Source organism: Pseudomonas sp. B14(2022) (assembly GCF_012030485.1).
In the GTDB taxonomy this organism is placed as follows: Bacteria; Pseudomonadota; Gammaproteobacteria; order Pseudomonadales; family Pseudomonadaceae; genus Aquipseudomonas.
On the sequence record NZ_JAAUVM010000003.1, the window covers coordinates 420,015 to 430,686 of the forward strand.

Below are 10,672 nucleotides of genomic sequence, written 5' to 3' on the forward strand. Positions count from 1 at the left end.
CCAGCCTCTTTTTGGTACATTTTCTGTACATATTCCAGTTCGAGAACCGGAGGTGTACAGCGATGCCATTGACCGCCTTGCAAATCAAAGCGTCCAAGCCTGCCGACAGACCGTTCACGTTGAGTGATAGTTCGGGTCTTGCCTTGCTGGTGAAACCCAACGGCAGCAAGTATTGGCACTTCCGGTACACCTATCAGGGGCGGGCGGCGCGCATGTCACTGGGTGTGTATCCGCATATCTCCTTGCAGGAAGCCCGTGAACGAGCTGCAGAATGCCGCAACCTACTCAAGCAAGGCACCAACCCCGGCGCCAAACGCCGCGATGACAAACTGCGACAGCAGGAGGCCGGGCTCAACACCTTCAGGCGAGCCGCGGAGTACTGGTACCAATTCAAATCGGACTCCGGCCGCAGCAGCGCGACGCTGAAGAAGATCCGCGACTATCTCGATAAGGATCTACTGCCCGCTCTCGGCGAGAAGCAACTGGAGCTCATCACGCGAAGCGACTGCGCAAAACTGCAGGCCTGCATCGAAAAACGAGGCGCCTTCAATGTTGCGGACAAGACCCGGACCTGGCTGAAACAGATTTTCAGTCAAGCCATTGCACGCGGCCTGTGCGAACACAATCCAGCCTCCGAACTCCATGCCATTGCGATAGCCCCACCGCCCACTCAACACTACCCACATCTGCACGAACACGAACTACCTGAGTTTCTCCGGGCCTTAAGCAAGACCACCAGCCGGCTACCAGCGAGGATTGCATCATGGATGACAATTCTGACAGCGAGCCGCCCCGGCATGGTTCGCTACGCAAAATGGGAGGAAATCGATTTTGAGGAAGGGATATGGACCATCCCGGCCGCCCGCATGAAGATGCGCAGAGACTACGTCAGCCCTCTACCTCATCAGTTGATCGCCATGCTTACCAAACTGAACCAAAGCACTGGCCGCAGTCGGTATCTATTCCCAGGCAATGGTGAAAAGCAGCCAGTCATCAGTGAAAACACGATCAACCTGGTGTTCGCCAAGATCGGCTATAAAGGACGACTCGTCAGCCATGGCACTCGTCATACCGCAAGCACGCTGCTGCGCGAACATGGCTGGCTGAAGGACCATGTCGAAAGCCAGCTGGCTCACGTCGAGGGCGGCATCTCTGGCGAGTACAATCAAGCCCTATACCTGCCGCAACGTCGGATCATGATGCAGTGGTATGCAGACTATCTCGACGCCCTCAAAGAAGGCATTACAGCCAACCTTCGCGATCAATTTGATACTCGCGTTAATCAGTTCCTCGCACGCCCTTCTGCACCGCCTCTAACAGCATCCCATGCACACAAAGATGATCACCTCCAAAAGTTGCCTATCGAGACAGACTCAACGGCGACTCAGTGATCACGTGACGCCTCACCAATTCGACCCGGTCGACGACAACATCATCGCCTTGCAAAACTACCGTGGCGCATTCCAACACTGGTAAGTCGGTGAGATCTCCACAGCCCAGCCTTCCACGCGGGTCCATCCAAACAGGGCTGCAAAGCCGCCCTGCTTGGATGGACCTCACTTAAAAAATCTAAAGCCCATACAGCTGTCTGTGGAAAACCACTGATTTCCACCGGTGGATAATTTCACCCACCGCCGCAGAACTCCGGATAATTCGAGCCTTGACCCGAATTATCCACAGGCGTAAAAAAGATCGGGCAAAGCGCTGTCGTTGACAGCAACTCAGGTAGCCAGAACCTTTAAGGCTACGCCACACCGTGGTGGTTCTCCCAAAGTGCGATGAGCGTCCGGCGGCTCGCACAGTCACAGCGATGTGATGGATGCCTACTTCTACCAGAGTGCCCACTGCGGCAACTCACACCCCTTCGTAGCTGCCCTGCAGCAACCTATCCGCTTGGCCATTTCATTGCGCCAACCTGCGCCCGTCTCTTTCTTCCGGAAAGAGACGGGCGCTCCTACCGCTGCTGCAGCCCATCTCGTACAAGGCTTTGCGGCATTTCCCCTCGTGACAATCGGCGTGACAAACACCGAAGTCACCAGCAACGGCGATGCAGATGATGGTGCCGCAGCCTACGGAATGGACTGCACCTGACTGACAGTCAGGCATGCCCCGGTCATCGCTTCACTGCCTTCACCTGACTCAGGATCTCGCGGCACTGGTCTCGTCAGCCAGTGCAGCCTCCACCCGCCCACCGGTAACGGTGTTCAGGAGGCCAGATCATGAGATGCCCAAGCTCCCGGTCGTAAAGAGCCGACAGTCCCGCGTTAGTGGACAACCCTCACAGGTCGCAGGGGCCTTGATCCCTGATAACACTCAACATTCTTGGCGGGATGACGTGGGGAAAAGCTTCAACGTTTTGACTTCGAGAGGAGTTTGATCATGGCGCTGGTCGGCAAACGGGATGGGCGCAATTTTGGCTATGGCCGGCAATTGAGCTACGCCGGGCCGCAGGCGTTGAAAGACATGTTCGGCGGTGGGCATTACGGCACGGTCAAGGCGCACAGTGATCGCTGGCAGGCGTTTGTACGCTGGTGTCGGTCGGAGGATGGACCAGGGTTTAACGATGCGCGACAAATTGATCGGCAGACCTTGCTGGACTACGCCGGGTATCTGCGCCAGCAAGTTGAACAAGGTGAGCTCGCTATCGCGACTGCGCAAAACCGATTATCCAGTGTGAATCGGACCATGGCCGCGCTGAGAGGTGATCAGTATGTGAAGGTGTCGAGTCCGAGCAAGGCTTTAGGACTGCAGCGCACAACCGTCCGCACAGCAACCCCGCAAGGCCAGGATCGTGAACAGGTGAAGCGGATCGTCGAGGCGCTCTGCGAATACCAACTGCCGCGCGCGGCTGCCATCGTGCAGCTGGCCCGAGCCACAGGCATGCGCTTACGCGAGGCGATTTTGGCCGACCTTCCGCGCTTGAAACATGAGGCCGAACAATACGGCAAGATCAACATCCAGGACGGTACCAAAGGTGGCCGTTCAGGCGCGTCAGCACCTCGCTGGATCAGGGAGGATGATCATATTCGTGACGCACTGAGGTTTGCCGAAAAGGTCTCGCCCGACGATAGCCGCAACCTGCTTGCACCGAACGAACGCTACCTCGATTTCTTGCAGGGAATCGTCGGCCCCGCACGGGACATCCTCTATAAGAACAACCTCAAAGGCTTCCATGAATTGCGGGCAGCCTATGCATGCGAACGTTATGAGCAAATCACCCATCATCCCGCGCCTATCAACGGTGGCCATTGCTATCAGTTCAACCGACACCTCGATCAGGAGGCCCGAGTACAAATCAGCTATGAGCTGGGGCACGGCCGTATCGGCGTGGTATCGGCTTACATTGGTGGTCGAGCATGAACACGGCATTCGATATGGAGCTGTTCCTGGCGGGCGTCTTGACCGGGTCACACACCACACGCCAACGCCACCTGCGTCAGGCGAAGACTATCCAAACAGCGATCGCTGAGCGCTGGCAATGCGACAATCCATGGACTTGGCAGAGAAAACACCTTGCATGGTTTTTGAATCACCATCTAAACCAGCGCACTGAATCGACGCGCTATTACTATTTGCTGACCATGCAATTACTCACTCATCGTCTAGGAAAATCCTGGCAGTTCACCCCCTAAGCGAAGGTCAGAAAACGGCCGATTCTGTTGAAAAAGTCGGCCATGGTTTCCACGGTAGAAAAGTACGCGCTTGAGATTGAAATCTTTACTTTGATCAGAGGATTCCGGGCTCAGATTTCGCGTAGCTGCGCGCAAAGAAGGCATTTTCAACAGTCAGTACGCGGGCAGTCTGGAAGGACCGACTTTTTCAACACAATCGGCCAAAAGCGGACACTCCCGCGAGTCACCGTAGCGTGGCACGCTAAGCTGAAGTAGCATTGAGCTATCAACGCACCGCGATGATTTTAAAAAATGCTACTACGAAATGGCACCAAGCGTTAAATATTACAATCAACTTATGTGGCGAAAAAGTGGGGCGTGGAATGTATATAAATATCGATTGGCTACTAAATGGAATTGAAGTTTTTGCCCTATTAATTATAGGATTAGGAGTTTTACACCTATCGACACTAAAAAAGAAAGAGCAGCTGCGCGAGAAAAAAATTTATGCCTCGTCATTTATAAAGTCTTGGAATGGCCCCGAATTGCTAAAGAGCAATAGGGTAGTTCTGCTTTCTGATAGAAATTGGAAAGAGCTAAACTATGCGGGGCTAGAAAAGCTCATAAAAGAGGATCAAGAAGAATACTTCAAAGCAATAACGCTTCTTAATTTTTTTGAGGAGATTGCTCAAGCCATAGAATTCAGCTTGGCAGATGAGTATTATTTAAGGCGTTACTTTTTAGCGACAGTAATTTCTACGCACTCTACTTTTGATCGTTTCATTGAGAACCTTCGAGAGCGAACAGGATCACCTTCCCTTTTTACATCATTTGAAAAAATGGCTTATCGCTGGCGGAACACTCCGTCATCCCTACGTTAAGGAAGACACAATATGAGCGGCGCTCCTATAGTCCCCGACAATGTAGAAGGCAATCGGGTTTCCGTTTCTCAACAAGTTATTAGAACTATCGACTGCCCAAACTCTGACTGCAATCAAACCCTAAATATTACCGAGCTTAGTGCTGGAGCGAAAATAAAGTGCCCGAGCTGCAAGAATTACACTTGGGCTCCTGAATATAAATCTCGCTGGTGGCAGAAACTTAGAAATTTTAGTGTAGCCATTGTAGTTAGCTTTGTTGTCGGGATACTTTCCTCGCTAGCTGCACCAACTGTGTCTGACTTCTTCGGGCGCATTAAAATAGTAGACTCAAAGGAAAATAAAGAAAGCACCAAAAATCATGGCGAGTCAGTAAAATGAACGCAGTTGTATTTATAATAAAATTTTGAATAATGGTGAAAAACAAATTCATTTTACTTATCTGCTTTGGGCGTCTCTTGGGTGCGAAACTTTCATAAGGGGGCGCCAAGTCAGTCACATGGGTACGGACATTATGATAACGGGTTCAGGCTCAAGTGCAATTATGTACTATGGCGCGGAAGTTTTCGGAGATAGGTGATCGTGATTTTACAATTGATGACGTGCGTCAGCGGTGTTGCCTACTTGATAACTACCATAGCATGCAGGCTGCTTTTCTGCCGACCGATATAATTACAATACTGAAGGCTAGGCAGGGAAACACCTAAGCTGTTTCGAGAGGCGTGACACTCAGAAACACCTTACAGGCATCACCTCATTTAGAATTATACCCTCATGATCGGCAGCTATTGGCCGGATTCAGGCCCAACGTCACCCTTCCTCCGAAATGCTGTCGACCGAATTACGCAGGCCTGATAGGCTCGCAATGCAATCAATCCTTGGTCGCCGTCTCCGGTGACTCCGATAATTCGTTGAGTATGCGGAGGTCATCGTCCAGGCCGCCGCTGAGATCGCGTCCCAGCCATGAAATCGCTCTTACCAAGATTGTATTGGGGGAAACTCCAATTAGATAGGCTTGGCTTCAACTCCCCTTCGATCCACTATCGTTGTTGTGGATGACGTCATTACGCGAGGTGTAAGCTTCGCCGTCGCGAAAAGACTTCTATCTCGGTCGCCAAGAGCCGATGAAGTCGATGGGATTTTTTCTCGCAAAAACTGCACACCCTCCGATAGAATGGCCAGACGAAAGTTAGCTGGCGCGCTGTAACTACCAAGAAATCAAAAATTAACTATTGGAAAAAATACATGCAAGATGCACGCGGTCGAAAATTGAAAAAACTTCTTAAGGGTAATGAAGCAAAAAAAGTTATAGACTTTTACTCCTCCGGCTTTTCAGATTATCTCGCCGCTCGCGTATTGATAAACGCCGCCTTACTTCCTCAGGGCGCAGTGTTAGCATCTACAGCACTTGAAAAATACTTAAAAGGAGTCATGGCTGTAAATGGAAATGAGAGCCATGGACATCTAAAAAAAGCTCACTGGGAGTCTCTCAAAAATTACTCCAAGGATCTCTATAACGCATGCAACGTAGATTTTCTAAAGTTGTGTCAAAAATCTTATCAACTGCGATATCTTGATGATCTCCCCAACGGATACAATCTAGTAATAGCCCAGTTAGAATTTTTATCCGAGTTAGATAGGACCGTCGAAAATTTCGAGTCAATCGTAGCAGAGGGCGAGCGCCCTAGAATGTATGAAGCTTTCAAGCACTTTAAAAAACCCGAGTTATTTCTTAACAACTCAATACTTGGCGGACCAAAATCCCCCTCATCACAAAGCAACTATCAACACATATACGAAGTTCGATCTAATGGGCCGGCACTTGTAGAAGTCCGTTACGAATCAAACGGTGCGGAAATACGATCAGGCTTTTTGCGAGAAGGTTTGGTGAAAAATGATCAATTGAGTTTTGCAACAGCGTTTCCCATGCCTACTGATGCTAACAAGCCTTCGAATGGGTTGTCATATTAAGCAATCACTCGGACAACTCTCTCACATAGGCCTGACAAGCCTGCAGCGCGATCAATCCTTGGTCTCTGGTATCGCTGATCGCGACAATTCGTTGAGCATGCGCTGGGGCAAGTCGGGCGCACGCTCCTCCATAAACCACCCCGACGGCGCCGGTACCGGCGGGCACTGAACAGCCGCCGGTTGAATCCCTGAGGTAGAACGGGACTGACAACCTTCCTAGTCAGCTTTGGGTCGATTTCAGCCGGTAGCGGAAGGCAAAAATCGGCCAAAAGCAGCCATCAACCGTCACCTTCCTAAAGGCGCGATTGTCTAAATGGCCTCACGCCCAGCCGGCGTGGAGGGCAGAAACTTCACGCTAGGCATGTAAATCGAACATTTGATGTCATTCATTGGTTCGGGCCGCTTCCATTAATGGATGTCGAACAAGTATTTACAGTAGTCCCACACAGCACCGGAGAAAATCGCACCTATGGCCACCGTGAAAAGGGTGGCCGTCCTGCGGCCCAAACTACTGATAAGAGAAGCCGGTCTCCATGTAACTAAATTTTGATTGGCGTGAGTCAGATGCGGCGACCACAGCATGGCAGCGATTACAGGAATCACGCCGAGCCCTATTGCAGTGATCGAAGGTAGAGAGATGGAGTTGCTCCAGTACTTTACAATGAGGGCATAGGCGGTGATAGAAACAATCAAAAACAACACGCTAGGGCAGACAATCACCTTCAAAATATAGACGAGGCGATCATAGCTTTTTCTGATTTGGCCCTCGGCGGTCGCCGTTTCATTCAGCTGGGTCTCGGTGGCCAACCGAATCCTTCTCTCGGACTCAAGCTCTGAGCTGACGCCATTTAGGTTACCGGATACGGCTTCCAGATCACGCGCCACAGCCAAGCGGTTTTGTTTTTCCTCCTCTAGCTTGTTTCCGGCAGCTTTCAAATCTTCTGATACCACACCGAGATCATGCACCGCCGTGTTATGCAGAGCGATTAGCTCCTCCTTGACGAGTTCAAATACTTCCTCATTCGAAGCACTTGCGCTTCGGAGGCGAGTGCGTAACGCCTGGTTCGTCAGCAGGACGTTTATTGTCGTTTCGGTAAAGTCTCCCACATCCTCAAATCGGGATATGGATTCCAGAATCTTGACGGTGACCTTTTCGTCCTCAGCGTCGAATGATTGAAAGTAGAGAGACAGTCTCAAGCTGTCGACCAAGACGACATCCAGCTCAGCGCTTCTGGGGATCCAAAATTGTATAAGTTGGATCAGGCTACTGGGATGAAGTACCAAAGGCAGGCCACTACCTTTAGCCGAGCGTTTTTGTCGATCAAAATTAATCAAACGCCAATCTATAGTAACCGCCCAGTATTCGACGTCGAAAGGCGAATGATCGTTCTCCGAACGCCGATCCTTGACCGCGTGCCACAGAACAGAGTCATGAAGTAGAGTCTCGTAACCCTTGCGCTTGGCCTCAGGCAGCTCCACCTCCTCACGACCCATCTCAGTGAGAACGTCATCAATAACATCCTGCCTGACATTGTACCTGGCAGGGCTTGCGTCCAATATTTTGATGCCCTTCCCTTCAAGAACAGACCGCATGTCCTCTACGTAGGGTCGAAAGAATACTTCCGCACTCAGGCCCGGCGTCTTCGAAGCGGCATCAAAGAATTTCTTTGCAATGCTGGGAAGAGGTTGGGTCAAGGCGGACCGTGACATAGCTCTGGATGTACGTATTCGTTCAACCATTCGAATTTGACTGGTCAAAACCCGTTGTGCCTCGTCCAGCGTACTGGGTAGGACGTAAAGCACTATTTCAAAATTCTTACCCGTACGTTCCGTGATCTCAACCAGAGAAAGCGCCGAATCGTCCCCAGGGTTATCGTGTAGCTTCAGGATGGAGAAAAGAAAATTGGTATCAAGCACCACTTTAACTGTGCGCTTCTTTCGTTGACCTTCAATAGCTTTCAATGTGGTGGCATTGAGCTGAGAAGCCTCAGCAAAGAAGTGAGCCCTCATAAGGCGCAGTACATGGCTTCGACACGCTTCATTTGCTGGAGCAAAAAAAATGGACAGCGTATGCCGTAGTCCTTCCTGACAGGTTTGGGAGTACTTTGCGAGAAACGGATCAAGCCAGTCGACGTCTCGTTCGAGCTGGCCATCTACAAGGAGATGGAACAAGTTGGCACCAGAGACCTGGACCGTGCGCTGAAGGCACTTTGTGAACTCACCGTAAACGTGTTCCGCGTCGAGCCTAGGGCAGAACTTCGTACAGTTGACCACAAATACTTCTTGGCAGGTTTTTGCCTCCTTTATTGCAATCTCTCTGGCCGCTGCAAGCTCTGCTCGCTTGGCTTCAGTGAGTTTGTATTTCTTGGCTATAACCGAGACCGCACCCTGTGAAGACAGAGTATCCAGCTGCGCCAGAAGCAATTCCTCAACAACATTGGTGCAAAGATCATCTCTCAGCTTCAGCTGGAGTTCGCCTAAGCTCACCGGTTTGCTAAGTTGCCACAAAGCACTTTGTACGACCTGGCCCAAGGCTTTTTTCCACCACCCTGACTCGTTCAGTTCAACGTGGTGTATTAGGGAAACAGTCTCAGCAGACAGCGGTTTCGTAATCATTGACCTTCCTTTCTTCGCCTGCAAAACACTTCCTTAAATTGACGTCAAAAAATCATACGAGTGCTAGAGAAGCACAGTCTAGAGCGATGTAATCTTGATACGCTACTATTTTGCCATACGCACCACAAGCTCAATGTACGGGCGTAGAACCGAGCTTAAAAATTGAACAAATTAATCAGGAACAAACCAAGATATTGGTACTGCTGACCGGCCGCTTCGGGTCGACTGCGGCCCTTAGTGACTGGCAGCAATCAACTGTGGATGCACCATCCTCCCGGCGTCCTTCCGACCATGCGCAACTCCCTACCGAGGTCAGTAATCCCCCTGCTACGCTGAAAATTTCACGGAGGATTGCACAATGCCAAACTCAGACTTACTCCCTTCCCTGCTATTTAAGATCAACGAAAACCAGCTCGCCCTGGAGGCCGCCATCATGGAGCTTTCGAACTGGGTAGAGATGCGCGGATCGGCGGACGTCGCCGACAATGTTCGGGGCGCCCTGGACACGATCGATCGAAACGAGGAGTTCATCAAGATAACGCTTGCTGTACTCATGACGCCCGACTAATCGCGAAAGTTCGCCATGTGTCGGTTCGGCATTTTTTGGTAGACCAGGGAGTCTATCCGTAACCAGTTTTTTGTAGATATCATTCACAGCTCGTCGGAAATTGGATGGAGAAATCCAATCAAGCTTCCATCCACACCAGTCCTTACTGGAGGCAGGTAGGATGTACACTTCACGGTACAACGTGGAAGTGTACACATGCAAAAAACTATGTTAATTATACAGTTATGCTATTATTCGAGTCTCCCTCGGGGCACCATCTTAAAGAAAGACCTTGAATTTCAAGGTCTTTTTTTTCGTCTGTAGAAAAGCGCCCTGAGGCCGCAACGGCGCCCAGAGAGCGAGTTAGCACCATCCGCCTCCCCACCCACTATAAAGTCCAGCGAGCCCACTCAGAGGCCTTGCAAGGCCGCTACAACCACCCCTTTCTGATTATCAAAGAGCCCACCCAAGGCACCGCTCGAGCTTCGAGCGGGATACTGCTTCACGTGATGGACGAATGCGCCCGCGCCAGAACTCTTCAGGATTCAGAAGCGTGTCAGCGCATTTATTGATGCGATGCAGGCCCTGGAGAAACCGACGTCTTACGAGTAGGAAAAAATGAGGCGGCTGCAGCAAATTTTTCGCTGAGAACATTCATGAAATCACCCAGAAATTTTAGGGCACTTTTCGACCGCCCAAAACAAAACCCCATCTGCTTTCGCAAATGGGGTTTCGGAATTTAATCTTGACGATGACCTACTCTTACATGGGGAAACCCCACACTACCATCGGCGATGCATCGTTTCACTACTGAGTTCGGGATGGGATCAGGTGGTTCCAATGCTCTATGGTCGTCAAGAAATTCGGGTACTGAGCCGTGACCAGTTGGCCTCGCTTCAGCAAATTGGGTATGTGACAGCTGTCGGTGTTTTGTGAGCATCGAACTTTCGGTTCATTGCGTCTTCACACACCGCAATCTGATGCTCTTTCGAGTAGTCAAATTGCTTGGGTGTTATATGGTCAAGCCTCACGGGCAATTAGTATTGGTT

9 protein-coding genes, 1 rRNA gene and 1 pseudogene are annotated in these 10,672 nt (G+C 50.7%); 8 read left to right on the forward strand and 3 right to left on the reverse strand.

Going from position 1 to position 10,672, the window contains the following annotated elements:
• The first annotated feature begins 62 nt into the window (after positions 1 to 62).
• From HCF10_RS07740 to HCF10_RS07770, 7 genes are all read left to right on the forward strand, one after another.
• Positions 63 to 1,391 (forward strand): tyrosine-type recombinase/integrase, encoded by a 1,329-nt coding sequence (locus tag HCF10_RS07740; protein ID WP_027605406.1) that lies wholly within the window; start codon positions 63 to 65, stop codon positions 1,389 to 1,391.
• 424 nt (positions 1,392 to 1,815) lie between these two features.
• Entirely contained in the window at positions 1,816 to 2,091 is a 276-nt protein-coding gene (locus HCF10_RS07745) for a hypothetical protein (RefSeq protein WP_039592136.1), read from the forward strand.
• Between the two features lie 288 nt (positions 2,092 to 2,379).
• Entirely contained in the window at positions 2,380 to 3,360 is a 981-nt protein-coding gene (locus HCF10_RS07750) for an integrase domain-containing protein (protein WP_039592137.1), read from the forward strand.
• Entirely contained in the window at positions 3,357 to 3,632 is a 276-nt protein-coding gene (locus tag HCF10_RS07755; protein WP_039592138.1) for a hypothetical protein, read from the forward strand. Before HCF10_RS07750 ends, HCF10_RS07755 begins: the two co-directional genes overlap by 4 nt.
• A 257-nt stretch (positions 3,633 to 3,889) precedes the next feature.
• Positions 3,890 to 4,492 (forward strand): DUF4760 domain-containing protein, encoded by a 603-nt coding sequence (locus HCF10_RS07760; RefSeq protein WP_152668444.1) that lies wholly within the window; start codon positions 3,890 to 3,892, stop codon positions 4,490 to 4,492.
• Between the two features lie 12 nt (positions 4,493 to 4,504).
• Positions 4,505 to 4,870 carry a hypothetical protein gene (locus HCF10_RS07765; protein WP_152668443.1) on the forward strand — a complete coding sequence of 122 codons (366 nt, stop codon included), beginning with the start codon at positions 4,505 to 4,507 and terminating at the stop codon, positions 4,868 to 4,870.
• Positions 4,871 to 5,734: 864 nt separating this feature from the next.
• Positions 5,735 to 6,460, forward strand: coding sequence for a hypothetical protein (locus HCF10_RS07770; RefSeq protein WP_167655185.1), 726 nt, complete (start codon positions 5,735 to 5,737; stop codon positions 6,458 to 6,460).
• A 4-nt stretch (positions 6,461 to 6,464) separates the two neighbouring features.
• Here the strand turns inward: HCF10_RS07770 and HCF10_RS31290 are convergent.
• Together HCF10_RS31290 and HCF10_RS07775 are read right to left on the reverse strand one after the other, a co-directional pair.
• Positions 6,465 to 6,674 (reverse strand): annotated as a pseudogene (locus HCF10_RS31290) (lysis protein); the annotation flags it as partial.
• Positions 6,675 to 6,868: 194 nt separating this feature from the next.
• Entirely contained in the window at positions 6,869 to 9,076 is a 2,208-nt protein-coding gene (locus tag HCF10_RS07775) for a hypothetical protein (RefSeq protein WP_039592139.1), read from the reverse strand.
• A gap of 358 nt (positions 9,077 to 9,434) precedes the next feature.
• On the opposite strand from HCF10_RS07775, the gene HCF10_RS07780 reads away from it, so the two are divergent.
• A complete protein-coding gene (locus tag HCF10_RS07780; protein ID WP_027605401.1) occupies positions 9,435 to 9,644 on the forward strand; it encodes a hypothetical protein in 210 nt (69 codons plus the stop codon).
• A 722-nt stretch (positions 9,645 to 10,366) separates the two neighbouring features.
• Here HCF10_RS07780 and rrf read toward each other — a convergent pair.
• Positions 10,367 to 10,482 (reverse strand): 5S ribosomal RNA (gene rrf, locus HCF10_RS07785).
• Between the last annotated feature and the right edge of the window lie 190 nt (positions 10,483 to 10,672).

Bases quoted from the DNA above. Each gene is read 5' to 3' on its own strand.
- HCF10_RS07740 (WP_027605406.1), top strand. From the start codon at position 63: ATGCCATTGACCGCCTTGCAAATCAAAGCGTCCAAGCCTGCCGACAGA.
- HCF10_RS07745 (WP_039592136.1), top strand. From the start codon at position 1,816: ATGGATGCCTACTTCTACCAGAGTGCCCACTGCGGCAACTCACACCCC.
- HCF10_RS07750 (WP_039592137.1), top strand. From the start codon at position 2,380: ATGGCGCTGGTCGGCAAACGGGATGGGCGCAATTTTGGCTATGGCCGG.
- HCF10_RS07755 (WP_039592138.1), top strand. From the start codon at position 3,357: ATGAACACGGCATTCGATATGGAGCTGTTCCTGGCGGGCGTCTTGACC.
- HCF10_RS07765 (WP_152668443.1), top strand. From the start codon at position 4,505: ATGAGCGGCGCTCCTATAGTCCCCGACAATGTAGAAGGCAATCGGGTT.
- HCF10_RS07770 (WP_167655185.1), top strand. From the start codon at position 5,735: ATGCAAGATGCACGCGGTCGAAAATTGAAAAAACTTCTTAAGGGTAAT.
- HCF10_RS07775 (WP_039592139.1), bottom strand. From the start codon at position 9,076: ATGATTACGAAACCGCTGTCTGCTGAGACTGTTTCCCTAATACACCAC.
- HCF10_RS07780 (WP_027605401.1), top strand. From the start codon at position 9,435: ATGCCAAACTCAGACTTACTCCCTTCCCTGCTATTTAAGATCAACGAA.